Annotated in this window: 24 protein-coding genes and 2 pseudogenes; 10 read left to right on the top strand and 16 right to left on the bottom strand. The window is 69.7% G+C overall.

The window, feature by feature from the left end; all coding sequences use genetic code 11:
* Positions 1-27: 27 nt before the first annotated feature.
* Both IH68_RS0132920 and IH68_RS0132915 read right to left on the bottom strand, forming a co-directional pair.
* Positions 28-768 carry a TIGR03943 family putative permease subunit gene (locus IH68_RS0132920; protein WP_030942293.1) on the bottom strand — a complete coding sequence of 247 codons (741 nt, stop codon included), beginning with the start codon at positions 766-768 and terminating at the stop codon, positions 28-30.
* Complete coding sequence (locus tag IH68_RS0132915; RefSeq protein ID WP_030942291.1) at positions 765-1,817, bottom strand: permease; 1,053 nt, start codon at positions 1,815-1,817, stop codon at positions 765-767. Before IH68_RS0132915 ends, IH68_RS0132920 begins: the two co-directional genes overlap by 4 nt.
* A 195-nt stretch (positions 1,818-2,012) precedes the next feature.
* Between IH68_RS0132915 and IH68_RS0132910 the strand changes: the two genes are divergently transcribed.
* Positions 2,013-3,914 (top strand): NAD-binding protein, encoded by a 1,902-nt coding sequence (locus IH68_RS0132910; RefSeq protein WP_030942289.1) that lies wholly within the window; start codon positions 2,013-2,015, stop codon positions 3,912-3,914.
* Positions 3,915-4,013: 99 nt separating this feature from the next.
* Here the strand turns inward: IH68_RS0132910 and IH68_RS0132905 are convergent, their stop codons facing one another.
* Entirely contained in the window at positions 4,014-5,828 is a 1,815-nt protein-coding gene (locus IH68_RS0132905) for a prolyl oligopeptidase family serine peptidase (RefSeq protein ID WP_030942287.1), read from the bottom strand.
* 114 nt (positions 5,829-5,942) lie between these two features.
* Here IH68_RS0132905 and IH68_RS0132900 point away from each other — a divergent pair, with 114 nt between their 5' ends.
* Both IH68_RS0132900 and IH68_RS53810 read left to right on the top strand, forming a co-directional pair.
* On the top strand, positions 5,943-6,779 hold the full coding sequence (locus IH68_RS0132900; protein ID WP_030942285.1) for a class I SAM-dependent methyltransferase: 837 nt from the start codon (positions 5,943-5,945) through the stop codon (positions 6,777-6,779).
* 54 nt (positions 6,780-6,833) lie between these two features.
* A pseudogene (locus IH68_RS53810) lies at positions 6,834-7,586 on the top strand (SURF1 family protein); the annotation flags it as partial.
* Positions 7,587-7,700: 114 nt separating this feature from the next.
* Here IH68_RS53810 and IH68_RS0132890 read toward each other — a convergent pair.
* From IH68_RS0132890 to IH68_RS0132875, 4 genes are all read right to left on the bottom strand, one after another.
* Entirely contained in the window at positions 7,701-8,750 is a 1,050-nt protein-coding gene (locus IH68_RS0132890) for a hypothetical protein (protein WP_030942282.1), read from the bottom strand.
* Positions 8,751-8,863: 113 nt separating this feature from the next.
* On the bottom strand, positions 8,864-9,469 hold the full coding sequence (locus IH68_RS0132885; RefSeq protein ID WP_107057559.1) for a SigE family RNA polymerase sigma factor: 606 nt from the start codon (positions 9,467-9,469) through the stop codon (positions 8,864-8,866).
* Between the two features lie 524 nt (positions 9,470-9,993).
* Positions 9,994-11,046, bottom strand: a complete 1,053-nt coding sequence (locus IH68_RS0132880) for an aspartate-semialdehyde dehydrogenase (protein WP_030942280.1) — start codon at positions 11,044-11,046, stop codon at positions 9,994-9,996.
* Positions 11,043-12,320 carry an aspartate kinase gene (locus IH68_RS0132875; RefSeq protein WP_030942279.1) on the bottom strand — a complete coding sequence of 426 codons (1,278 nt, stop codon included), beginning with the start codon at positions 12,318-12,320 and terminating at the stop codon, positions 11,043-11,045. The genes IH68_RS0132880 and IH68_RS0132875 overlap by 4 nt, the downstream gene beginning before the upstream one ends.
* Positions 12,321-12,570: 250 nt before the next feature.
* On the opposite strand from IH68_RS0132875, the gene IH68_RS0132870 reads away from it, so the two are divergent.
* The 5 genes from IH68_RS0132870 to IH68_RS0132850 all read left to right on the top strand — a co-directional run bounded on the left by IH68_RS0132870 (position 12,571) and on the right by IH68_RS0132850 (position 17,225).
* A complete protein-coding gene (locus IH68_RS0132870; RefSeq protein ID WP_199931956.1) occupies positions 12,571-13,302 on the top strand; it encodes a tRNA-dependent cyclodipeptide synthase in 732 nt (243 codons plus the stop codon).
* A complete protein-coding gene (locus tag IH68_RS0132865) occupies positions 13,292-14,479 on the top strand; it encodes a cytochrome P450 (RefSeq protein WP_030942274.1) in 1,188 nt (395 codons plus the stop codon). Before IH68_RS0132870 ends, IH68_RS0132865 begins: the two co-directional genes overlap by 11 nt.
* A gap of 174 nt (positions 14,480-14,653) precedes the next feature.
* Positions 14,654-15,067: a hypothetical protein gene (locus IH68_RS58425; protein WP_037885628.1), complete on the top strand. Its 414-nt coding sequence runs from the start codon at positions 14,654-14,656 to the stop codon at positions 15,065-15,067.
* A 101-nt stretch (positions 15,068-15,168) separates the two neighbouring features.
* On the top strand, positions 15,169-15,858 hold the full coding sequence (locus IH68_RS0132855; RefSeq protein ID WP_030942270.1) for a response regulator transcription factor: 690 nt from the start codon (positions 15,169-15,171) through the stop codon (positions 15,856-15,858).
* Positions 15,855-17,225, top strand: coding sequence for a sensor histidine kinase (locus tag IH68_RS0132850; RefSeq protein WP_030942268.1), 1,371 nt, complete (start codon positions 15,855-15,857; stop codon positions 17,223-17,225). The genes IH68_RS0132855 and IH68_RS0132850 overlap by 4 nt, the downstream gene beginning before the upstream one ends.
* On the opposite strand, the gene IH68_RS0132845 is transcribed toward IH68_RS0132850, so the two are convergent.
* Complete coding sequence (locus IH68_RS0132845; protein ID WP_030942266.1) at positions 17,191-17,700, bottom strand: SgcJ/EcaC family oxidoreductase; 510 nt, start codon at positions 17,698-17,700, stop codon at positions 17,191-17,193. The two genes, IH68_RS0132850 and IH68_RS0132845, sit on opposite strands and share 35 nt — an antisense overlap.
* 145 nt (positions 17,701-17,845) lie before the next feature.
* Here IH68_RS0132845 and IH68_RS0132840 point away from each other — a divergent pair, with 145 nt between their 5' ends.
* Positions 17,846-18,568: a sulfite exporter TauE/SafE family protein gene (locus IH68_RS0132840; RefSeq protein WP_030942264.1), complete on the top strand. Its 723-nt coding sequence runs from the start codon at positions 17,846-17,848 to the stop codon at positions 18,566-18,568.
* 27 nt (positions 18,569-18,595) lie between these two features.
* Here the strand turns inward: IH68_RS0132840 and IH68_RS0132835 are convergent, their stop codons facing one another.
* The 5 genes from IH68_RS0132835 to IH68_RS56575 form a co-directional block, all read right to left on the bottom strand.
* Entirely contained in the window at positions 18,596-19,174 is a 579-nt protein-coding gene (locus tag IH68_RS0132835) for a Uma2 family endonuclease (RefSeq protein ID WP_030942261.1), read from the bottom strand.
* Positions 19,175-19,224: 50 nt separating this feature from the next.
* Positions 19,225-20,199: a hypothetical protein gene (locus IH68_RS0132830; protein ID WP_037885626.1), complete on the bottom strand. Its 975-nt coding sequence runs from the start codon at positions 20,197-20,199 to the stop codon at positions 19,225-19,227.
* A 240-nt stretch (positions 20,200-20,439) separates the two neighbouring features.
* Entirely contained in the window at positions 20,440-20,667 is a 228-nt protein-coding gene (locus IH68_RS53805; protein ID WP_107057558.1) for a DUF397 domain-containing protein, read from the bottom strand.
* Positions 20,668-20,736: 69 nt separating this feature from the next.
* Positions 20,737-20,991: a helix-turn-helix domain-containing protein gene (locus tag IH68_RS58420; protein WP_234341692.1), complete on the bottom strand. Its 255-nt coding sequence runs from the start codon at positions 20,989-20,991 to the stop codon at positions 20,737-20,739.
* A gap of 178 nt (positions 20,992-21,169) precedes the next feature.
* Positions 21,170-21,340 carry a hypothetical protein gene (locus tag IH68_RS56575; RefSeq protein WP_159403751.1) on the bottom strand — a complete coding sequence of 57 codons (171 nt, stop codon included), beginning with the start codon at positions 21,338-21,340 and terminating at the stop codon, positions 21,170-21,172.
* Between the two features lie 188 nt (positions 21,341-21,528).
* Here IH68_RS56575 and IH68_RS59895 point away from each other — a divergent pair.
* Positions 21,529-22,918: pseudogene (locus IH68_RS59895) on the top strand (hypothetical protein).
* On the opposite strand, the gene IH68_RS0132805 reads toward IH68_RS59895, so the two are convergent.
* From IH68_RS0132805 to IH68_RS0132795, 3 genes are all read right to left on the bottom strand, one after another.
* A complete protein-coding gene (locus IH68_RS0132805; RefSeq protein WP_030942253.1) occupies positions 22,869-23,531 on the bottom strand; it encodes a DUF5063 domain-containing protein in 663 nt (220 codons plus the stop codon). The pseudogene IH68_RS59895 and the gene IH68_RS0132805 overlap by 50 nt on opposite strands.
* Positions 23,524-24,123 (bottom strand): recombination mediator RecR, encoded by a 600-nt coding sequence (recR, locus tag IH68_RS0132800; RefSeq protein WP_030942251.1) that lies wholly within the window; start codon positions 24,121-24,123, stop codon positions 23,524-23,526. The genes IH68_RS0132805 and recR overlap by 8 nt, the downstream gene beginning before the upstream one ends.
* Positions 24,124-24,203: 80 nt before the next feature.
* The gene (locus tag IH68_RS0132795) at positions 24,204-24,548 is read right to left on the bottom strand and encodes a YbaB/EbfC family nucleoid-associated protein (protein ID WP_030942250.1); all 345 of its coding nucleotides are present in this window, start codon (positions 24,546-24,548) and stop codon (positions 24,204-24,206) included.
* Positions 24,549-24,814 lie beyond the last annotated feature (266 nt).

Here is a 24,814-nt window from a genome sequence, read left to right as displayed (position 1 = left end):
AACTGACTGACCATCAGATATCCAGGGTCAGTTGTTCCAGGACTCGTCGTACGGGTCCTTCGGCGTCGGCACCGGCGTCGCCGCGGTGACGCGGAGGTACGGGATCGGGCCGTTGTTGACGGGGTCCTTAGTCTGCTTGGCGGTGTAAGTACCGGTCACCTGCAGCCACTTGTCCGGTTGCAGGACCGGCGGGATCGTGCCGGTCAGGGCGATCTTCACCGGCTGGGCGTCCGCGGCACAGCAGTTGAGGGCCATCCGGACCAGGTACGGGCTGCCGCTACGGTCCAGCGCGACGAATCCGGTGACCTTGATCTGGCGGCCGTCGATGGAACGGCCGTGGTCGTAGACCGCGCGGCTCGCGTAGTCGACCACGGTGAGGTCGAGCGGGCCGCTCGCGGGCAGCCGGTTGTAGCCGTACGGCTGCTGCAGGGCCGTACCGGTGCGCATGGCGCTGTAGGAGCCGAGGGCCGGCGGGGCGACCAGGATGAGCGCGAGGAGAGGGAGGACGAGGAGCCAGGAGACGCGGGGTTCGCGGTGGACATGACCGTCGCCGTGATCGTGGCCGTGTCCCTCGCCCCGGTTTTCCTTCCGCCCCCGCCACTCGTACCAGACCGTCGCCAGCGCCGCCGCGATCAGAACCCCGCCGGACAGCAGCAACAGCGGCTGCAGCCCCGCCTTGACGTACCGCAGGTACAGGTTGGTGAAGCCCGCGTGCAGCAGGGCCGCACCCGTGAGGAACAGGACCGCCGCCTGTGCCTGCCGGTTCACAGCAGCACCGCCCCGGTCAGGACCGCGCCCGCGATCGCGAGGGCGAAGGTGGCAGGGGCGAAGCGCAGGGCGAAGCCCCGGCCGAAGGTGCCCGCCTGCATCGCGAACAGCTTGAGGTCGATCATGGGGCCCACGACCAGGAACGCCAGCTTGGCCGTGAGCGAGAACTGGGTCAGCGACGCCGCCACGAACGCGTCCGCCTCCGAGCAGATGGACAGCAGGACGGCGAGGATCGCCAGGGCCAGGATCGCGACCAGCGGGTTGGCCGCCGCCGTGCGCAGCCAGCTCGCGGGGGCGACCGCCTTGAGCGTCGCGGCCGCCATCGCTCCGATGACCAGGAAGCCGCCCGCGTGCATCACGTCGTGGCGGACCGAGCCCCAGAAGGCGGCCCCCTTGCTCTGGCCCTCGTAGTGCGGGCGCTCCGGCGGGCGCAGCCAGTCGGTGCGGCCGAGGCGTTGCCACAGCCAGCCCATCACGCACGCCACCAGCAGGCTGCCGACGAAACGGGCGAGGACCATTTCCGGGTTGCGGGGGAAGGCGACCGCGGTCGCCGTCAGCACGATCGGGTTGATCGCCGGGGCGGAGAGGAGGAAGGCGAGGGCCGCGGCGGGGGTGACGCCCCGGCGCACCAGCGCGCCTGCCACCGGCACCGACGCGCACTCGCAGCCCGGCAGCACCGCGCCCGCCAGCCCGGCGACCGGGACCGCCAGCACGGGCCGCTTCGGCAGCGCCCGGGCGAAGAACGACGCCGGTACGAACACCGCGATCGCCGCCGACAGCAGCACCCCTAGGACGAGGAAGGGCAGCGCCTGCACGAGCACGGCCACGAACACCGTCATCCAGCTCTGCATGACGGGTGCGGAGAGCGCCCCGCGGATGGGGCCCTGCAGCAGCACCAGCAGAAGCAGGAGCATGGTCAGGACGAGGGGGGACTTCGACTCGGACGGTTTCGGGTCGGAAGGATTCGGGTCGGGTGATCTCGTGGCGGGAAGGCCGTCCACCGGCTCATGGCTGTCCGCCCCCGTAGGGGCTGCTTTGGTGATGGCCACGGGTGTGGTACCTCCGGTGGTGGGGAAGGGCGCTGGTTTCCCTCCCCTTCCATACGGTGGAGAAGGTGCGCCCGTTCAGTGACTTGATGGCTCATGCCTGTTGCTTCTGGAACCACCTCTCCCGGTGAGGCAGTCTTCTCACTCGTGGGGAGCGTTCCGAATCAAGGTGTGGCAAGTGGTGAGGTGTCGGCGCACATGGTGGTGTGCGGCGACGACGGACTGGCGCATCGGCTGGCCGCCGAACTGCGGGGGGTGTACGGCGAACAGGTCACGCTCGTGGTGCCGCCCGCCGACCGCGGGGTGCGACCGCCGGTGGTCGGGCGCGCGCGGGCGACGACAGCGGCACTCTTCGACCGCATGGTGAACGCGGCCGTCAACCGGGCGAACGGCGGCGCCGCCGAACCCGTCGGAAACGCCCAGGTCGTGGAGGCCGCCGAGGCGACCGAGGAGGTGCTCGGCGCGGCGGGCGTGGAGCGGGCCGCCGCGCTGGCGCTCGTGTACGACGACGACGAGACCAACATCCGCGCCGCCCTCACCGCCCGCCGGCTCAACCCCCGGCTGCGGCTCGTCCTCAGGCTCTACAACCGTCGGCTCGGCCAGCACATCGAGGAACTCCTCGACCAGGCCGCCGCGTTGGCGACCGGCGACGGCGCCTCCGCCGGCAGCGACACCTCCACCACCGTGCTCTCCGACGCCGATACGGCCGCGCCCGCGCTGGCCGCCACCGCCGTCGCCGGCACCAGCAAGGTCGTACAGACCGACGGGCTGCTGCTGCGGGCGGTGGAACGGACGCCGCTCGTCGGTCAGTTGGCCCGGCCGGGGCTGGCCACGCTGGCGCTGCTGTCCGCGGACGGCGCCGACAGCGGCGGCGAGCAGGGGCCGGAGCTGCTGCCCGACGCGGCGGCGGTCCGCGCCGCGACCGGCCGCGGCACCGTCGTACTGGAGCAGGTGTCCTACGCCGGGCCCCAACTGCCCCCGGCCCGCGGGGCCGTGGCGTTCTCCTCGCTGTTCTCGCGGCGGCTTCGGTGGTCGCTGGCGGGCATGGTCGGGTGCGTGGTCGCGCTCGCGGTGGCGTTGTGGCTGGTGACGGGGATGCATCCGCTGAGCGCGTTCTATCTGACGCTGCTCGATCTCTTCGCCATCGACAACCCGGCCATCGGGGCGTCCATCGGGCGGCAGATCCTCCAACTCCTGTCCGGGCTGACGGGGTTGCTGCTGCTGCCGGTTCTGCTGGCCGCGGTGCTGGAGGCGCTGGGCACCTTCCGGACCGCTTCCGCGCTGCGGAAGCCGCCGCGGGGGCTGGGCGGGCATGTGGTCCTCCTCGGTCTCGGCAAGATCGGTACACGGGTGCTGACCAGGCTGCGGGAACTGCACATCCCCGTGGTGTGCGTCGAGTCCGATCCCGATGCCCGGGGGCTGGCCACGGCGCGGCGGTTGCGGGTTCCTGTGGTGCTCGGGGACGTCACCCAGGAAGGCGTTCTGGAGGCCGCCAAGATCCACCGTGCCCATGCGCTGCTGGCGGTGACCAGCGCGGACACCACGAATCTCGAGGCCGCGCTGTACGCGCGGTCCGTGCGGCCCGATCTGCGGGTCGTGCTGCGGCTGTACGACGACGACTTCGCGACCGCCGTGTACCGGACACTGCGGGCTGCTCATCCGCGTGCGTCCACGCGGAGCCGGAGTGTTTCTCATCTGGCGGCGCCCGCATTTGCCGGGGCGATGATGGGGCGGCAGATTCTGGGGGCGATTCCGGTGGAGCGGCGGGTGTTGCTGTTCGCCGCGATGAATGTGGCCGGGCATCCGCAGCTGGAGGGAAAGACCGTTGCGGAGGCGTTTCGGGCGGGGGCTTGGCGGGTGTTGGCGCTGGATACGGGGGCTGCGGGTGGCCGCCGGGAGGAGCCGGCGGCGGAGGAGGCGTACGAGGACGTACGGGGGCCGGGGCTGGTGTGGGATCTGCCGGAGGACCGGGTGCTGAAGGGCTCTGACCGGGTTGTGCTGGCGGCTACTCGGCGGGGGTTGGCGGAGCTGCTGGGGCGGCGGCCGCCCGAGCGGGCGTTGCTGGGGGCTGCCGCCCCCAGACCTCCGCTTCGGCCCTGAACGGGCCTCGTCCTCAAACTCCCCCACTCTCGGCTTCGCTCGAGCGGGGGGACCCCCACGACGGGCTGAAAATGCCTGCCCGGCGCCGAGGAGCCACCGTCAGGCCAGGTACCGCTCCGCGAACTCCAGTTCCAGCCGGACCTGCTTGATTCTCTCGTCCACCACCAACGAACCGTGCCCCGCGTCATAGCGGTACACCTCGTGGGTGGCGCCGCGGGCTTCGAGGCGTTTGACGTAGTTCTCGATCTGGCGGATGGGGCAGCGGGGGTCGTTGACACCGGCCGAGATGTAGACCGGGGATCTGACCTGGTCGACGTAGGTGAGGGGGGACGAGGCCTCGAAGCGTTCGGGGACCTCCTCGGGGGTGCCGCCGAGGAGGGTGCGGTCCATGGCCTTCAGGGCCTCCATCTCGTCGTGGTACGCCGTGACGTAGTCGGCGACCGGGACCGCCGCGATGCCGAGCGTCCAGGCGCCCGGCTGGGTGCCGAGGCCGAGGAGGGTGAGGTAGCCGCCCCAGGAGCCGCCGGTGAGGACGAGGCGGTCGGGGTCCGCGAGGCCGGAGTTCACCGCCCAGGCGCGGACCGCCTCGATGTCCTCCAGTTCGATGAGGCCGACGCGGTGTTTGAGGGCGTCGGTCCAGGCGCGTCCGTAGCCGGTGGAGCCGCGGTAGTTGACGCGGATCACCGCGTACCCGTGGTCGACCCAGGCCGCCGGGCCGGCCGCGAAGGCGTCGCTGTCGTGCCAGGTGGGGCCGCCGTGGATGTCGAACACGGTGGGCAGGGGGCCGGTGGCGCCCGCCGGCTTCTGGACCAGGGCGTGGATACGGCCGCCGGGGCCGTCCACCCACACGTCCTCCACCGGCACCGAGCCCGGGGACTTCATGCCGGGCGGGTCGAGGACCACCCCGCCCGTGGTCGAGCGGACCGCCGACGGCTCGGCGGCCGAGGACCAGAGGTACTCCACGCTGCCGTCGGGGCGGGCCGTCGCGCCGGAGACCGTGCCGGGCGGGGTGGGGATCTCCGTCAGGGCGCGGCTCGCCAGGTCGTACCGGAACAGCTCGCTGCGGGCCTCGAAGCTGTGCACGATGAGCAGGCCGGTGCCGTCCGGATACCACTCGGCGCTCACGTCGCCGGGCAGCTCCAGGGCCAGGTCGGTCTCCTCGCCGGTCGCCACGTCCCAGACCAGGGGCTCCCAGCGACCGCGGCGCTGGTGGCCGATGAGCAGCCGGGTGTCGCCCTCGACGGGGGCGAAGCCCAGAACCTCCAGGCCCAGCTCGTCCGTGCCTCCCTTGGTGTCGTCCAGTTCGGCGACCGCCGTGCCGTCGGGGCGCAGGACGCGCAGCGCGGAGTGCATGGCGTCGCCGTGCTCCGTGTGCTCGATGGCGATCAGCGAACCGTCGTGGGAGAGATCGCCGACGCCCGCCGACTCGCGGTGGCGGTAGATCTCCACCGGGTCCTCGCCCACGCGCGCGAGATGGATCGTCGTACCGTCCTCGTCCGTGGAGCGGCCGACGATCGCCGTGCGGCCGTCCCGGGCGAGGGCCAGGCCCGCCGGGTAGGAGGCCTCCAGGCCGGGTGCCGCGAGCTCGTCCTCGCCGCCGTCGAAGGGCTGTCTGCGCCAGACGCCGAACTCGTCGCCGTCCTTGTCGTCGAACCACCAGACCCATGCGCCGTCGGGGGTGAGAAGGCCGTCCGTCGTGCCGTTCGGCCGGTCCGTGACCTGGCGTTGTCCGCCCGTGGCCCGGTCCCAGGCGTACAGCTCGTACGTCCCCGTCGCGTTCGACACGAACAGGGAGCGGTCCGGTGCGTCCTCCGCCCAGTCGGGCAGTGACACCCGCGGCGCCCTGAAGCGCTTCTCCCAGTCCGGCATGTCCTCGTTCCGCTCCGGCGCGGCCGACCCGTTGCTCTCAGTCATGGCCCCATAGTGCCTGCCCCCACAGACAATTCGCTGGCGGGGGCCCCAGCCTGTGGATAACTTCTACCGGGCATTTACCGAACGCACGTCCAAGCAGGTCAGGAAGCTCGACTCATGTCCTCTCCCAGCCATTCCCGCTCCCCCGCCGACTGGCGCGAGTCCAACCGCGCCAACTGGGACGAGAGGGTCCCGCTGCACACCGCCGGCGACTACTACGACCTCGACGGCTTCCGGGCCGGCAAGGACCCCCTGCGCCCCTTCGAGCTGGCCGAGGTCGGCGACGTGACCGGCAAGTCGCTGCTGCACCTGCAGTGCCACATCGGCACCGACACCCTGTCCTGGGCCCGGCACGGCGCCACCCGCGTCGTCGGCCTGGACTTCTCCGAACCGGCCGTCGCGGTCGCCCGCGATCTCGCCGCCGGCCTCGGCCTCGGACCCGAGCGGGCGGAGTTCGTCACGTCCGACGTGTACGACGCGGCCTCGGCGCTGCCGGAGCCCTCGTACGACATCGTCTACACCGGCACCGGCGCGCTGTGCTGGCTGCCCGACATCCGGCGCTGGGCCGAGACGGCCGCCGGACTCGTGGCGCCGGGCGGGTTCCTCTATCTCGCCGAGTTCCATCCGCTGACCGACGTCCTCGACGACGAGACCGGCTCGCGGGTCGTGCGGGACTACTTCGACCGCGAGCCGCAGGTCTACGACCTCCCCGGCACGTACGCGGCGGAGAGCACCGCCACCGTCCACAACCGGACCGTGCAGTGGACGCACCCGCTCGGCGAGGTCGTCTCCGCGCTCGCCGCGGCGGGGCTGCGCATCGAGTTCCTGCACGAGCACGACGTCTCGCTGTTCCGGCGGTTCGAGGCCTTCGAGCAGCGGGACGGCTACTTCCGTCTTCCGGCGGACCGGCCGCGGATTCCGCTGATGTACTCGCTGAGGGCCGCCAAGGCCTGATGGTCCGAACCCCCGCGGCCGAGCCCTGCGCGGCCGCCCCGTACCGTTGAAGGCGTGTACCGGTTTCTGCTGACGCCCCGTTGGTGGGGGATCAACGTCTTCGTGCTGCTCGCCATCCCCTTCTGCATCTTCATGGGATCGTGGCAGCTGAGCCGGTTCGAGGACCGGGTGCAGGCCCACCGGGACGCGACCGAGCAGGTCACGACGGACCGGCACGAGGCGGCCCGGCCGCTGCGGGAGCTGCTGCCTGTGGACAAGGCGACCTCCGGCAGACAGGCCACCGCGACCGGGCGGTACGGCAAGCAGCTGCTCGTCCCGGACCGGCAGCTCGACGGCAAGCGCGGTTTCTACGTCCTGACGCTGCTGCGTACCGAGGGCGGCAAGGCGCTGCCCGTGGTGCGGGGCTGGCTGCCGGGTGCCGCGGACCCGGCGAAGGTGCCCGCGGCGCCGACCGGCGTGGTCACCGTCACCGGTGCGCTGCAGGCGTCCGAGACGCCGGGGGACAACGGGGTGAGCGCCCAGGGCGGCCTGCCGTCCGGGCAGACCGCGGCGATCAGCTCGGCGTCGCTGGTGAATCTGGTGCCGTACGACGTGTATGACGCGTGGGTCACGCTGGACAAGGCCGATGCCGGGATGACTGCCGTGCCGGCTACGGCGCCCGCGGACTCCGGACTGGATCTGAAGGCGTTCCAGAACCTCGGCTACACCGGGGAGTGGTTCGTCTTCGCCGGGTTTGTGGTCTTCATGTGGTTCCGGTTGCTGCGGCGCGAGGCGGAGTTCGCGCGGGATGCGGCGATGGGGTTGGTGCTGGTGGGGCCCCCCCCCCCCCCCCGCTCGAGCGAAGCCGAGAGTGGGGGAGCGACCAGCCACGATGGCGTCGCAGTCGATCGACGGCACAGCGCGGCACTACCAGCGGAGCGCCTACGCCCCGGCCAGCACCCCGGTGTAAATGACCTGCCCCGCGCACGCGTTGGACACCGTCGCCGACACGGTGGGCGATCCTGCCTCCGTCGTGTGGGACACGATCACGCTGCCGTCCGCCGTGCCGTCCGCCGTCATCATCTGGGTGGTGACACCGCTGTCCGTGCCGGTGGAGGTGGTGCCGGACGAGCTGCCGGCGTCGGGGGTCGGGGTCGGGCTGGGGGTGGAGCCGCCGTCGGTGGTGCCGCCGGGGGTGCCGCCCGTGGTGGGGCAGGTCTCCGAGGGGATCCAGGCGAACTTCACCTCGTAGGCCGCGCCCGGCTGCAGCTGCAGCCCGGTGATCTCGGTCGACGGGGCGGGCAGGCCGGCCGCCGCGTCCCCGGACACATGGCGTGCCGTGGAGATCTTGGTGGCGTCCGCGGCGCCCTGCGCGAGCGTGCTCACGGTGCCCACGCCGCCCACGGTGCAGGCGGAGGTCGAGATGTTGACGACGCGGAAGGTGCCGTAGACCGCGCCCCCGGCGTCGGGGGCGGCGACGGAGTCTGTGGGCGAACCGAGCTGGTCGGCCGTGCACACGGGGGCACCGGCGGCGCTGGTGGCCGAGGGGTCGATGCCGGCGCTGCTGCCCGTGCCGGTAGCGGTGCCCTTGCCCTTGCCGTCGCCCTTCGAGTCGCCCTTGCCCTTGCCCGGGGACTTGCCCGGGTTGCCGCCGGCCGTGCTCTCACTGCCGTCCGCGTTTTTTCCCTGGCTCGCCCCGCCCTGGGCCTGCGAGGCCTGGCCGGCCACGGACGGGTTGACGTCGGAGCCGGTGGAGTTGGAGACGTGCACGAGGGCCGGGACGGCGGTGCCGATGAACAGCGCGGCGGCCGCCATGCCTACGACGGCCTGCCGCTTGCGGGCCCGCCGTGCGGGTACGGCCCGCCGCAGGTGGTCCAGCGTGCCGTCGCGCGCTTCGACCGCCTGCACCGCCTGGTGCAGCATCCTGCGCAGAGCCAGCTCGTCCGAGTCGAGCCCGTCCACGGGGCTCTGGTCGTCGGGGCCGTGGTTCACAGTTCCGTTCCCAGCGTGCGATTGCCTGTGCTCTTGCTCTTGTGTTGCCGTCGGCTCGTGCCATGCGAAGGGCTCATGGCGGTCATGGGAATCACGTCCCTCGCCGTCCTTGTTCATGCCGGTGCCTCCATCGCGACACGGAGGGCCGCGATACCGCGGGAGCCGTACGCCTTCACCGAGCCCAGGGATATCCCGAGCGTCTCGGCGACCTGCGCCTCGGTCATGTCCGCGAAGTAGCGCAGCACCAGGACCTCGCGCTGGCGGCGCTGCAGGCCCTTCATCGCCTTGATCAGGGAGTCGCGCTCCAGCTGGTCGTACGCGCCCTCCTCGGCGCTCGCCATGTCGGGCATCGGCTTGGACAGGAGCTTGAGGCCCAGGATGCGGCGGCGCAGGGCGGAGCGGGAGAGATTGACGACCGTCTGGCGCAGGTAGGCGAGCGTCTTCTCGGGGTCGCGGACCCGTTTGCGTGCCGAGTGCACGCGGATGAACGCCTCCTGGACGACGTCCTCGCAGGAGGCGGTGTCGTCGAGCAGGAGGGCGGCGAGACCCAGCAGCGAGCGGTAGTGCGCGCGGTAGGTCTCGGTGAGGTGGTCGACGGTCGTACCGGCCGCCGCTGTGTCCTCGGCGTAGTCGGCGCCGTCACGCTGATTCGGTATGCGGGCGGGCCGCGCTGCGGGCATGGGCGCGATCACCGGCATGCCGCCGGGCGCGCCGGGCATGCGGGGTCGGAGCGACGGACGGGGCGGCCGTAGAGCCGTACCGCGGGTCGCCGCTTGGAAGTCGAGAACCTCTGCCACGCCAGTTGGACACGTTCCCCCCCGTCAGGGTTGTACGTGCCGGGCGTCACTTTTGCGTCATGTGCCGCAGCCGGCCGTCTGGTGTCAGGCAGCACAACTGACCGTGCGTCAAACGCCCTCATGCCTACCCGCTCTTCCCCTATGTCACGAATGTCCGAGGCGTCCCCACGCCTCACCACGCATCCCCGCAGCCTCGAAGGGCGTTCGCAAAGACGCTCCCCGCCCTTCGCGCGGTTGCGGAGAGCGGGGAGGGAAATCTTCGGATGCCCAACGGGTCCGGGGCAAGTGGTACGGACCTTCGCCCGGCCACGTGCCGCCCACAGATCCTACAAACCAAACAGGCCACAGCCAGGGCTTTTCCGGCGGTAACCCCTTTCTTCGGGATGTGTTGCACGCAACACGGCACGTCATGGGAGCGCGACCATCGTCACGCCCCGTCACACGGACTACCGGAACTCGGTCGCCACCAGCTCCGCGATCTGTGCGGTGTTGAGGGCCGCGCCCTTGCGGAGATTGTCACCGCAAACGAAGAGTTCGAGCGCCGTGGGGTCGTCGAGCGCGCGCCGTACCCGGCCCACCCAGGTCGGGTCGGTGCCCACGACGTCGGCGGGCGTGGGGAACTCGCCGGCGGCCGGGTCGTCGAAGAGGACGACCCCGGGGGCGGTGGCGAGGATCTCCCGGGCCCCGTCGACGGTGACCTCGCCCTGGAAGCGGGCGTGGACGGTGAGGGAGTGCGTGGTGACCACCGGTACCCGTACGCAGGTCACGGCGACCGGCAGCCGGGGCAGGCCGAGGATCTTGCGGGACTCGTCCCGCACCTTCATCTCCTCCGAGGACCAGCCGTCCTCGCGCAGGGACCCGGCCCACGGTACGACGTTCAGCGCGACCGGCTCCGGGAACGGCCCGGTGTTGTCGCCGACGGCCCGCCGCACATCACCGGGGCTGGTCCCCAGCTCCGTACCGGCGACGAGGGACAGCTGCTGCCGCAGGGTCTCCACCCCGGCACGCCCCGCCCCGCTGACCGCCTGGTACGAGGAGACCACCAGCTCGCGCAGCCCGAACTCGGCGTGCAGCGCGCCCAGGGCCACGATCATGGAGAGGGTCGTGCAGTTGGGGTTGGCGATGATCCCGCGGGGCCGGCGGCGGGCGCAGTGCGGATTGACCTCCGGGACCACCAGCGGCACCTCCGGGTCCATCCGGAAGGCGCCCGAGTTGTCCACCACCACCGCGCCCTTGGCGGCGGCGATCGGCGCCCAGTGCGCGGACACCTCGTCGGGTACGTCGAACATGGCGACGTCGACCCCGTCGAAGGCCTCCTCGGTCAGGGCCACCACCTCGACCTCCTGACCGCGCACGGCCAGCTTGCGGCCGGCCGAGCGCGGTGAGGCGATCAGACGGATCTCGCCCCAGATGTCCGCGTGCTGGGACAGGATCTGGAGCATGACCGTGCCGACGGCTCCGGTCGCACCCACGACCGCGAGCGTCGGTCGTACGGTCATCGCCCGGTGCCCCCGTAGACGACCGCCTCGGCGGTGTCGGAGTCGAGGCCGAAGGCGGAGTGGACGGCGCGCACGGCCTCCGGCACGTCGTCGGCGCGGGTGACGACCGAGATACGGATCTCGGAGGTCGAGATCAGCTCGATGTTCACGCCGGCGTCGGACAGCGCCTCGAAGAAGGACGCCGTGACACCCGGGTTGGTCTTCATGCCGGCGCCGACGAGGGAGATCTTGCCGATCTGGTCGTCGTAGCGCAGCGAGTCGAACCCGATGGCCGTCTTCGCCCGCTCCAGGGCGTCGATGGCCTTGCGGCCCTCGGTCTTGGGGAGCGTGAAGGAGATGTCCGTCAGCCCGGTGGAGGCGGCGGACACGTTCTGTACGACCATGTCGATGTTGATCTCGGCGTCGGCGATGGCGCGGAAGATCGAGGCGGCCTCGCCGGGCTTGTCCGGGACGCCGACGACCGTGACCTTGGCCTCCGAGGTGTCGTGCGCGACACCGGAGATGATGGCCTGCTCCACCTTCTTGTCCCCTTGCTCGATCGGCTCACTGCTGACCCATGTGCCCTGCAGCCCGCTGAAGCTGGACCGGACGTGGATCGGGATGTTGTAGCGGCGGGCGTACTCCACACAGCGGTGGAGCAGCACCTTGGAGCCGGAGGCTGCGAGCTCCAGCATGTCCTCGAAGGCGATCCAGTCGATCTTCTTCGCCTTCTTCACCACGCGCGGGTCGGCGGTGAACACGCCGTCGACGTCGGTGTAGATCTCGCACACCTCGGCGTCGAGTGCGGCGGCCAGCGCGACGGCCGTCGTGTCGGAACCACCGCGGCCGAGCGTGGTGATGTCCTTCTTGTCCTGGCTGACGCCCTGGAATCCGGCGACGATGGCGATGTTGCCCTCGTTCACCGAGTCCCGGATACGGCCGGGCGTGACGTCGATGATCCGGGCTTTGTTGTGAACGGAGTCGGTGATGACGCCTGCCTGGCTGCCGGTGAAGCTCTGGGCCTCGTGACCCAGGTTTTTGATCGCCATGGCCAGCAGTGCCATGGAGATCCGCTCTCCGGCGGTCAGCAGCATGTCGAACTCACGCCCGGCCGGCATCGGAGATACCTGCTCGGCGAGATCGATCAGCTCGTCCGTCGTGTCGCCCATCGCGGAAACGACGACGACCACCTGGTGGCCGTTCTTCTTCGCTTCCACGATTCGCTTGGCGACGCGCTTGATGCCCTCGGCATCGGCTACGGAGGAGCCTCCGTACTTCTGCACGACAAGGCCCACGTGCGCTCCTCGCTCGTCCCGTATGTGTCGGCTCATTTTACCGAGCGCCCGAATCCGACCTGGGGGAAACCACATGGTGAGACCCGGCGCTCCAGCCCAGCCCCTGCCCACCTGGCACATGAACAGTCCGCAAAGTGGGCCAGGTCACCCGTTGACGCTCTGAGTAGCCGACCGATAACTTCGCGTCGTCGTCGCCACACCAGGAGCACACGGCTCCATCGGGACTAGCGACGCGAAGGATCCTCCTTCCTTGACGACTGCGACCGTTTCCGAGATCCAGCACGTCACACCGGCCGACCTCTTCCTGGTCCGCCCCTTCACCCCGCACTGCGAGGTCATCCGCACCGCCGCCGACCACGCCGTCATCGGCGTCTCCCCCGGCAACAGCTACTTCTCCGCACAGCGCATACACGACCTGGCCCGCTGGGGCCTCGCCCTCTTCGAGCGCGTGGACTTCGTCTACACCGACCTGCATGTGGCCGAGATGTACGAGGCCTCCGGCTATACGGCCGACGACGCGCGCCGCAAGGCGGTGAAGAACCTGCGGGGCGTGCGCGCCAAGGTCCTCGCGGCCGTCGAGGCCGCCGACCCCGAGGGCAACCGCCTCAGGGCCCACGCCATGTCCGCGCTGCGCGACAACCCGGCGTACCGGCAGATCCACGAGGACCTGCGCGCCCGGCTCTCCCGCGACGACGAGTTCCGCACGACCTGCGAGAAACTCGTCGACTCCTTCCTGTCGACCAAGGCACAGGAGGTCACCGCACGCCAGCGGGCCGTGTGCATGGAGTACGTCACCGCGGAGGCGCCCCTCTTCCTCGACACCCCCGCGATCCTGGGCGTGCCCTCCTCCCTCAACTGCTACCACCAGCTCCTGCCGATGGCCGAGCTGCTCTACTCGCCCGGCGCGGGGCTGCGTGCCTCCCGCAACCAGGGCCACGCCATCGTCACGCCGGCCGAGGGGGACCACACCGATGTCCGCTGACCTGCTCATCGATTTCCCGTTCTCCTGGCGTGGCGACCAACTCCCTTCGGAAGTCGAGGAGTTGAGGTCCTCGACCCCGGTACGGCGGGTACGCACCATCGCCGGCGACGAGGCCTGGCTGGTGTCGTCGTACGAGCTGTGCAAGCAGGTGCTCGAAGACCCCCGGTTCAGCCTGAAGGACACCTCGGCACCCGGGGTTCCCCGCCAGTACGCGCTGACGATCCCGCCCGAGGTCGTCAACAACATGGGGAACATCACGGGCGCCGGCCTGCGCAAGGCCGTACTCAAGGCGCTCAATCCGAAGAGCCCCGGGCTGGTGGAGTGGCTTCGGTCGTACGCCGACGAGCTGGTCGAGGGCCTGGTGCGCGAGGGCGCTCCCGTGGACCTGCGGGCCGGTTTCGCCGACCCGTACTCGGCGGGCATGCACTGCCGCATCCTCGGCATCCCGCAGGCGGACGCGCCCGGGCTGATGCGGAGCCTGGACATCGCGTTCATGAACTCGGCCTGTCCCGTCACCGGAGCCCGGCTCAACTGGGACCGCGACATCGCGTACATGACCCAGCGGCTGGACGACCCGGCGACCACGGGTCTGATGGCCGAGCTCGCCGCCCTGCGCGCCGACCCCGACTATGCCCACCTCACCGACGAGATGCTCGCCACGGTCGGCGTGACGATGTTCGGCGCGGGCGTCATCTCGACCTCCGGCTTCCTGACCATGGCCCTGGTGTCGCTGATCCAGCACCCCGGGCTTCAGGAGGAGCTGGTCGCGGACCCCGGGAAGATCCCCGCGGCCGTCGACGAGCTGCTGCGCATCAACCTCTCCATCGGCGACGGGCTGCCGCGGCTGGCGACCGAGGACGTGCTCCTCGGGGACGTGCAGGTGGCGGCGGGCGAGCTGGTCCTCGTCCTCGTCGAGGGCGCGAACTTCGACCCGTCCGCCTTCCCCGACCCGCACACCGTCGACCTGACCCGCGCCAACTCCACGGCCCACCTCTCCTTCGGCGGCGGCAGCCACTACTGCCCCGCCACCGCCCTCGGCCGCAAGCACGCCGAGATCGCACTGGAGCGGCTGCTGGAGCGGATGCCGCGGCTGCGCCTCGCGGTGCCGATCGAGCAGCTGGTGTGGCGGACCGGGTTCATGAAGCGGATTCCGGAGCGGCTGCCTGCCATGTGGTGATCCACCCGCGCTCGGCGGCCGGTCATGAGCCGGTCGCCGGGTCCGCCACCCCCCCTGCACCTTCGGATCGAACAAGATCGAAAAAGGCTGAATCTTGGCCGGAAACAAACCCGTACTGGTGATCGAAACTTTGTATCGTGCGTTGTCAGACCACCACTGAACGGGGGAGTTCCCATGATTCGTCGTTTCTCGCTGGCCGTCGCCGCGTCTGCGGCCGTCGGTTTCTCGCTTCTCTCGGTTCCGGCTCACGCAGCCGGCACCCAGGCGCCCAACCCGGTGGCGCAGAGGTCGGGGGACCACGTCAAGTGCACCTCGCTGGACAACGGGCAGCTCTGCATCGTCATGGACAACCGGCCGCAGTCCATCACCGTCATCTACACCAAGAAGGACGGCGACTCCATCAAGGCGCACCTGGGTTACAAGATGCGCGGTACGTCCACGTACGACAAGCTGGAGAAGATCGACAAGAACGACCGCGCCACCAGCACCTGGACGATGAGCTGGCCCTGCAACTCGGCCGTCGGCCTGCTCAAGCTCGAGAACGGCAAGGTCTACGAAACCCCGTCGGCGACCTTCCCGGGCTGCTGACGAGGTAACACGATCTGAGGGGCCCGCCGGGTGCGGGCCCCTTTCGTGTGCCCGCGGCTCCGCGACCGTCGTCTTTAAGTTTCAACCACTAGGGTTCGGCTGTGCGCGTACTGCTGGTGGAAGACGACGAACCGGTCGCCGAGTCGCTCCGGCGAGGACTGCTGCGTTACGGCTTCGAGGTGGCGTGGGTCACCACGGGCGGCGCGGCGCTGAGTCACGAGGACCCCTACGACGTCGTACTCCTCGACCTCGGGCTGCCCGACACCGACGGCCTGGACGTCTGCAAGGCGCTGCGCGAGCGCGGCGACGTACCGATCATCGTGATCAGCGCGCGCAGCGACGAGACGGACCGGGTGGTCGGGCTGGAGCTGGGCGCCGACGACTACGTCTCCAAGCCGTTCGGGGTCCGGGAGGTCATCGCGCGGATAAGGGCGGTCATGCGACGGGTGCAGGCCCGTACGCCGGAGGTGGCCGCGGGCGGTCCGGACCGGTACGGGTCCCGGCTGACGATCGACCGCAAGGCGGCCCGGGTGCATGTGGACGGCGAGGAGGTCGCCCTCGCGCCCAAGGAGTACGACCTGCTGGCCTTCCTCACCGAGGAGCCGGGCGCGCTGATGTCGCGTGAGCAGATCATGGAAGCGGTCTGGGACGCGAACTGGTTCGGGCCGACCAAGACGCTCGATGTCCATGTGGCGGCGCTGCGGCGGAAGTTCACCGGGGTCATCACCATCGAGGCGGTGCGCGGGGTGGGCTTCCGGCTGGAGATCGTCAAGGACGCCGGGGCGTCATGAACCGCCGGCTCATCCGCAGTTACATCCTGCTCGTGGCCGTCGCCATCCTGCTGTTCACCGTGCCGGTGGCCTTCACGCTCACCAAGCAGCTGCGGGACGACACCGAGGCGTCCGTCAAGCGCGAGGCGACCACCATGGCGCTGCTGCTGCGCAACGGCGATGCGGCGTCGTGCCGGGCGCTGACGACGATGGCCTCGGCGTACACCGAGGAGAACAAGAAGGACCAGGTCCAGGTCACGCCCACCGACCGGTGCGCGCCGGACGTGGCCCGCCCCACGGGGGACGCGGCCCTGACCAGGGCCCTGGAGAAGGGCGAGTCGACCACCGACTGGGGTTCGGACTTCATCTGGGGCCGCAACCTGCTGATCACGGTCCCCGCGAAGAAGGACGGCGGGACCGTCGGCGCCGTACGGATCGTGTACTCGACCTCCCACCTCACCCACAGGCTGTGGACGATCTGGGGCTTCCGGGCGGGTCTCGCGGTGGCGGTGCTCGGGGTGGCGGCGCTGATCGGCTCGGTCGCGGCCCGCCGGATCACCGCCCCGCTGCGCGAACTCAACGACATGGCCAGCAAGTTCAGCGACGGCGACCTGACCGCCCGCTCCCCGGTGACGGGCCCGCCGGAGACCCAGACCCTGGCCCGCACCCTGAACCAGGGCGCCGAGCGCCTGGATACGCTGGTCGCCTCGCAGCGGATCTTCGTGGCGGACGCATCGCATCAACTCCGTACGCCCCTCACGGCCTTGCGTCTGTCGCTGGACAACATCGCGGACGGCGTGGACGACGAGTTCGTACGGGAGGACGTGGAGCAGGCGACCGCCGAGGTGGTCCGGATGAGCCGGCTGGTCAACGGCCTGCTGGTGCTGGCGAGGGCAGAGGCGAAGGTGACCGCGGCCGAACCCCTGCCCCTGACGGACATCGTGGAGGAACGGTTGTCGGTGTGGAGACCGGCCGCCGACGAGCGCGGAGTCACCATCGCGCTCAGGGGGAGTGGTGTCGACGGCCGGCCGTCTGTGCTGGCCAGTCCCGGTCATCTGGACCAGGTGCTGGACAACGTGCTCTCGAATGCGCTGGAGGTCTCGCCGGACGGTTCCGCGATCACCGTCCAGGTCGAACCGAAGGGCGAGGAAGTGCTGCTCTCCGTCCTCGACCAGGGCCCCGGCATGACCGACGCGGAGAAGTCGCGCGCCTTCGACCGCTTCTGGCGCGGCCAGGGCCTGACCGGGCGCTCCGGTTCCGGCCTCGGCCTCGCCGTCGTCAAGCAGCTGGTGACCGACGACGGCGGGACCGTGGTCCTGCGGGACGCGCCCGGCGGCGGGCTGGAGGTCAGGATCAGCCTTCGGGCATCGCCGAGGAGTGGTGGTTGACGATCTTCCACTTGCCGGCGATCTTCTCGTACGCGTAGGTGTAGCGGGCCTCGACGACCCTCTTCTTGCCGGTCGCCTTGTCGGTGAGCGTGAACTCGTAGATGCCGGTGTCGATCGCGGAGTCCTTGTCGAGGACGTCGACGATCGTCTTGACCTTCTTGCCGACCGGCTTGCTCTGCAGGAACTTGTCGAAGTAGTCGACAATCTCGGCATGGTTGGTGCGGACCTTGTTGGAGACGGTGGGCAGGAGCACCGCGTCCTTCGCGTACAGGTTCGCGACCTTCTCCGAGTCACCGGTCTTGAGCGCCTTGTTCCAGGTGTCGAACAGGCCGGCTATCTGTGCCCTGGTCGGCTCGGCGTGCTTGACGGCGGGCTTGGGCCCGGCGGTGGCGGCGACGGTACCGATCGTGCCGAGGGCGACGACGGCCGTGGCGGTGACGATGGCTGCGCGCTTGGTGAGGGAACGACGGGTCATCGCTGTCTCCAGTTTCGGTGCGGTTCCGGGTCTTTCACCTCCCTGCTGGGGAAGTGACTCCAGACTCGCTTTTCGCTGGTTAGGGCCCATGCAGCCGTCGTACAGCGCAGATCCAAGACCCATCCAACTCACCAGGAGTGACGACTTGACCACGACGGACATACTCCTGGCGGGCATCGTGCTGCTCGGCTCCTGCGTGCAGTGGCTGACCGGTATGGGGTTCGCGCTGGTTGCCGTGCCCGCGCTCGTGCTGTTGCTCGGGCCTGCCGAGGGTGTCGTGCTCGCCAACTGCGCGGCGGGGGCCATCAGCGTCGTGGGGCTGGCCGGCGGCTGGCGGCGGGTGCGGCCGGGCGCGATGGTGCCGCTGTGCGCGGCGGCCGCGTGCACGGTGCCGGCGGGCGCCTGGCTGACCCGTCAACTCCCCGAGCCCGCACTCCTGTTGGTGATGGGCGGGCTGGTGACGGTCGCCGTACTTCTGGTCATGCGCGGCGCCCGGGTGCCTGCCCTGCGCGGCACGAAGGGGGCCGTCGCGGCGGGCGCGGTGGGCGGTTTCATGAACTCGGCCGCGGGCGTGGGCGGCCCGCCCATCTCCCTCTACGCCGTCAACGCGGGCTGGACGGTGCGGGAGTTCGTGCCGAACGCGCAGTTCTACGGGGTGATCGTGAACGCGTTCTCGGTGGCGGCGAACGGGGTGCCGGAGCTGAGCGGGAGGCGGTGGGGGTGGGTCGTCGCCGCGATGATGGTGGGGGCGGTGATCGGCAGGGGGCTCGCCGAGCGGACACCGGAGAAGCGGGCCCGCCTGCTGGTGCTGTCACTGGCCCTGACGGGCGGTGTCACGGCGGTGGGGAAGGGGGTGTGGGGGCTGTAAAAGAATCGCTGAACAACCCCGGGTCGGTCAGTCCACGAGCCCCTTCAATGGCTCGGTGTCGAAGGTGATGCTCACCGGGTCCGGAAGCTTGACAGTCGCTCCGAAGGGGAGCTTCTCCTCACGGCGGTAACGGCCATCCTCCGGCTGACTGAACACGATGACAGAGCAATCGTCGCGGTCGATCAGGAGGTAGACCGGGATTCCAGCAGACGCATAGCCCTCAGGCTTCTCCACCCGGTCGCGCTGGTGAGTGTCGGAATCGTGCGATGTCACTTCCACCGCCATGAGCACGCCTCCCGCCTCGGACCAGTCCCCATGGCCGGCCGGGAACCCGAATGGCGCCAGAACGCCGTCTGGGCGAGCCCGCCCCTTGCGGTAGCGCTCGACCTTCACCCCACGGTCACCGTACAGCCACAGTTCGGGGCGATGCTGCATGCACAGCCTCTGCAACCAGGCGATGATCTGGTCATGGTTGCCATCGGTCACGCGCTTGACCTGGACCTTTCCCCTGATGAACTCCAGCCGCACGTTCTCCGGGGCATGGCGTTCCAGCTCCTCGAACTCCTCGACGGTCATCTGCGGCCGGTGCTCGGTCCTGGGGGTCATGGCGTCGCCTCCTCGACTCCATGGTGCCCTGACCGGCACGTCCTGCACGCTCACAACAGCCCCGCCGCACGGCGGAGGGCGTCAACGCGGTCGGTGACGTCGATTACCTCGTCGGCGCCTGGCAGGCCTCCGCGGCCGTCACGCGGCCCGGGGAGAAACGTCTCCGGGACGGCCCCGTACCCATGCACGGGCCCTTCCGCTTCGATCTCGGCCAGGCACTCCTCGCACAACCCGCTCACGATCTTCGTCGTCCGCTCATCGGCGTCGCACAGGCCGCAAGCCATGATCACGCGGCTGACGTGGGCCCGGCGGGCCGCCTTCTGCCGGATCTTCGCCTTCTTCGGGGGCATCTTCTTCTCCAAACGGTTGCGGGCGAGTCCGCCCGGGTTGGTGACGGCGGGCGGGAGCCCGTCGGTCAGGGCCTTGGTGATGTCGTGAGGCGTCGCGCCGAGCGACAGCCACTCGGCGGCGAGGGTTTCAAGGGCACGGCAGTCGCTGTCGGACAGCGCCATACGGGGGTCGACGGCACGTACCTCGGCGAGGGCCTGGTATGCGGTGCTGGGCTGCTCGGCCGCGGGTTCGTTCGACTCGGGCTCCTCGGCCTCCGGGGCCGGTTCCTCGATCTCCTCGTCCTCGATGCGCGCCAGCCCCGGCATGTGATCCTCGGTCACGTCCTTGCCGTGCCGTTCCCGCGCGAAGTCCTCCCACCACTCGGCCGACCTGTGGGTACGCGACCAGTACGTGCGCGTCACCCAGCGCATCGAGTTGTCCTCGACGGTGATGTGCTCCTTGATCCAGCGCAGATGGCCGGCGAGGGTGATGCGGCCCAGTGAGCTGCGCACGGCCTGCTGGCCGTAGCGGGGGTGCGCGGCGGCGATGACCTTGTAGCCCATCGCGTGGCCCTCTACGAGATGGTCGACGAAGACGGCGATCTCGCGGTCACGGGGGCTCAGATGTGCGAAGTCCGGGTCTGCGTACGGGTCTTCGTCACCGGCAGGGCGTTTGCCGTAACCCGTTTTGGCCATGGGATGAGACGGGGACGGCAGGGCAGCGATAGGCTGGGCGTAAGCCACGGTCGAAGTTCCTCGATCGTTAGGTCAGGCCCCGGAGCCGGTGTTGGCGCACCGACCGGGGCCGAACTATTTGCTTGTTTGCCGCGAACCTAGAGTGACTACACGTTCCGAAGCAAGCCGATCACAGAACGTCACCCATTCGAGGTAAGACGCCTCAACTCACGTACAGACATGGTGGGTTGGGTTGGATTTTCAACCAGCCCAGAAGCCTAAAAACCCATGGGAAGAGCTCGAAGCCCGGGGCTCAAGCTCCGGGCCGAACTGCGGAAACGAACGCCTTCCAGGCGGGCGCGGCGACCTGGAGCTCGCGGGGAGCTTGGAGTCACGAACGTAGATGGCGGCGGCGAACGCAACTTCGACGCAGTTGCCGCCCTCGTCGTCGCTGTACTTCGACTTGAACCACTTCAGCTGGCCGTTCACGACTGATCCACCATCCGCTCGATGAAACGGGCCGACTCGTCAGGGTCGAGGGCCTGCGTGCGGATCATGCTAAGTCGCTCGGTCACGCGACTGACAACCCCCGGATCGGCCGACAATTCGCTGGCGAACTGACCCTCGGGGGAACCGCTCCCGGTTCAGGAACTCCTTCGCGCCGCTCAACATCCCCTTCGCGTCGCAGAGTTCGTCCGCTACGTCCAGCACGCGGGACGTCGGCCTGCGTACCCCGCGTTCCATCGACGTGATGGTGTCCGGGGAGTAGTTGGCGGCGGAGGCCAGTTGCTCGCGGCTGACATCCGCCTCCATGCGCCATCGCTTCAGCTGGTCACCGGCGTATCGCCAGGCAACGGGCGGCTGGGAGTTGGAGTTGTGGGACTGGCTCGACACGGCACGCACCTCCGGCCGGGGCAACCCGGCGTGGATCACCTCAGTCGCCACCGAGCGTAGCTCTACAGACATCCCACCGTGACCGTATTCACGGCCTTCAGCGCTTGCCTCGTAGCGCCCGGACCACTTCGGCCGCGGCTGCCAGAATGCGCGGCCTGTCCTTCGAGTCGGTCTCGTCGAGGGCGAGTCGGGCGATCAGCACGGCGGCAGAGGCGACGATGAGCAGGGACAGAACGCCGCACAGGGCGACAGCAAGAACCGGATCCATCGGGGCTCCTTCGGGACGTCGGACGATGACGTCGACGACAGTGCCCGGGGCGGTATGGCCGCCGCGCTGTCCCGTCTCCGCGATCGGCGGTGGTCCCGCAGGTCAGAGCAGTAACTTGAGACTTTACGAGTCGGCCGAGTCAGCCCGACTCGGGACACAGGACCGAGGTCGTACGGGTACGGGGAGCCATGGCGGAGAAGTACTGGACAGCACTGAGCACTCTGCTGGAGCAGGCCGGACATCCCGAAGCGGCCGCAGTCCGCGCGGAGTGGAGAAAAGACCTGCCACTCGGCCAAGAGCCGCCAGCAGACAGCACCATCTCGGAATGGCTGGCGGGGAGGATTCCCCGACAGGACATAATCCTGGACCCGTTCCTGTCCGCGCTGTACGGCATCGCGCGCAGACGTTCACAGTCGGTTCGACGACGTCCGAACCGGGAGTGGCACGACATGGCGACGCAGGCCCGAAAAGCCCGGCGCAGCGGCGACGACGGACCGGACGCCGGCCTCGCTGACTCCAGTCCGCCCCGCCCTGCCCACCCCCGCCTGGAATGGCGGAAGGAGGTCGCGAAGTCCTTGGCGTGGCAGTGCCTCAGCTCCGATGAGGAGGGCCACGGCTCGGACCTTCGGGAACAGGCGGAAGAGGTCACCGACCGGCTGGCGGAGTTGTACGGCGAAGTACGGCACACCCTCGCCGACGACCCCTGGCACGACGTCCCACGTCGGCCCGACGGATCTCCGGCAGCGGACAGCGCCGGACGAGGACCGTCGGATGTACGAGGTACTGCTGCGGGGGCACGAACGGCTGGTCAGGCGAGCCGAGTTGGGCGGCCTGAAGGACCGCCGGGACGGACGGCCGGAGATCGGATGGTGGCTGTTCCACCAATGGGTGGACCAGCAACCGGGAGGGCTCGCGGAACTCCTTTCGGCCGCGGACACACCTGGTGTCGGACTCGGCGACCTCGCGCTCCTCATCGAGCCGGAAGCGGATGACCCCGCCGACCGGAACGGGGCTTCCCACCGCTTCGCCCAGTACGGCCTGACCACTCGGCTCGAAACGCCCCCTGACGAACTGGACAAGTTCGACATCCGTCTTGTCGACGAGGGCTATCTGAGGCTGGCTGACGAAATCCCTGGGCCAGTGCCACTCCACCGGTTGGTGTCAGCCGCATGGGAGCTCTCCGCCGACCTGGGCGAGCTTGCGCAGCAAGTGACGGCGCTCGGCTTCCAGATCCGTGGCGATCTTGTGAGGCGCATGGACGACATTGACCACCGCCTGTGCAAGTTGCGCGGCAGGCCCACCTCGACGCTCGGCAGCCCTCTTTCCCTGACTCAGCCCATCGCGGACTTCCTGCGCATCGCCGTGTCCGGAGTGCCTGCCGACGACCTCCCGCGAAGACTGGAACGCCTCGGCGTAGACCTGGACCGCGTCCGCAAAGCCGTCCTGGCCGCCCTCCCCAAGGTGCCCGGACTCGTCATGAAGCCCAAGCCCGGTCCCAAGTCCGGGTCCGCGGCGAGCGAGCCGGAGGCTACTCTGCCGACCGCATCCCCAGCGGCTCCCCGATCTCCTCGGCCATGACCCTGCCCGCCTCGAACTCCAGCGTCTCGTCGCCCATCGGGGTCTGGTCCGTGTCCAGGCCGTCCAGTTCTTCCAGGGGCTGGTTCAGGCGGACGTGGGCCACCACCGACTGGAGGGCGCGCAGGGTCGCCGAGGCCGTTGAGCCCCAGTTGGAGAAGTAGGAGAACTGCCACCACCACAGGGCCTCCGTGGTGCGGCCCGCGCGGTAGTGGGCCATGCCGTGGCGGAGATCGGTGATGACGTCGGTCAGGTCGTCGGAGATACGGGCCGGGACCGGGGCCTTGCGCGGCTCGTAGGGGTCGAAGACCTCGGAGTACACGTCGATCGGGTCCAGGAGGCGCGCGAGGTTCTCGCGGAGTTCGTCCACGTCGGCGTCCGGGCCCGTGTCGGGCTCGTAGCGCTCGTCGGGGACGATGTCCTCGTGCGCGCCGAGGCGGCCGCCGGCCAGGAGGATCTGGGAGACCTCCAGGAGGAGGAAGGGGACGGCCGAGTCGGGTTCGTCGCCCTTCGCCACCTCCGTGACGGCGACCAGGAAGCTCTCCACCTGGTCCGCGATCTGGACCACGAAGTCGTCCGGGTCCTGCGTCGCGTCATGCAGCGTGGCGTCAGACATCTAGGAGTCGTCTCCCCTCGAAGGCGCGGCCGAGGGTCACCTCGTCCGCGTATTCCAGGTCTCCGCCCACCGGGAGGCCGCTGGCCAGGCGGGTGACCTTGAGGCCCATGGGCTTGATCATGCGGGCGAGGTAGGTGGCTGTCGCCTCGCCCTCCAGGTTCGGGTCGGTGGCCAGGATCAGCTCCGTAACCGTCCCGTCGGCCAACCTCGCGAGAAGTTCCCGTATACGCAGGTCGTCGGGACCCACACCCTCGATGGGGCTGATCGCTCCGCCCAGGACGTGGTAACGGCCGCGGAACTCGCGGGTCCGCTCGATCGCGACCACGTCCTTCGGCTCCTCCACCACACAGATGACGGAGAGGTCGCGGCGGCTGTCGCGGCAGATGTTGCACAGCTCTTCCTGTGCGACATTGCCGCAGGTCGCGCAGAAGCGGACCTTCGCCTTGACCTCCATCAGGGCCTGCGCGAGCCGCCGTACGTCCGTCGGTTCCGCCTGCAGGATGTGGAAGGCGATCCGCTGGGCGCTCTTGGGACCGACGCCGGGCAGCCGCCCCAGCTCGTCGATGAGGTCCTGCACCACGCCTTCGTACACGGACTGCCGTCCTTCCCGGGGTTCCTTACAAGTACGTACGGTAGTTGGCGGACGCCTCTCTTAGAAAGGCAGGCCAGGTCTCAGAACGGCAGGCCCGGGATGCCGCTGCCGCCGCCGAGGCCCTGGGCCAGCGGGCCCAGCTTCTGCTGCTGGAGGTTCTGGGCGTTCTCGTTGGCCGCCTGGACCGCCGCGACGATCAGGTCCGCGAGGGTTTCCGTGTCCTCGGGGTCGACCGCCTTCGGGTCGATCTTCAGCGCGCGCAGCTCGCCGGAGCCGGTGACGGTGGCCTTCACCAGGCCTCCGCCCGCCTGCCCGTCGACCTCCGTCTGTGCCAGCTCCTCCTGCGCCCGCTGCAGGTCCTGCTGCATCTTCTGGGCCTGCTGGAGCAGCTGCTGCATATTGGGCTGGCCACCACCGGGAATCACGATCAGCTCCTGGTTTCGTACGGCTGTATGGGCGAGGTTTTCCCGCCTGGCACGAGCCTACGTGGTCCAGGCAGCCATCGCCCCAGCACTCTTTCGAGTGAGGTGTTGCCGAGTCCTATACCTGATCAAGACCCCCTTCCGGGCGGAATAGAGGTGAATTCAGGGGCTGAGCCACCCATTGGGCGGTAGGAAGGGTCGGGCACATCAGGATCGGGTGTCACGCAACGTGTTCGGTCGTGGTCAGCCTCGTGATCAGTCTCGTGATC

Origin of the sequence: Streptomyces sp. NRRL S-646, from assembly GCF_000720765.1 — a bacterium.
Classification (GTDB): domain Bacteria; phylum Actinomycetota; class Actinomycetes; order Streptomycetales; family Streptomycetaceae; genus Streptomyces.
This window is presented reverse-complemented; position numbering and strand designations above follow the sequence as displayed.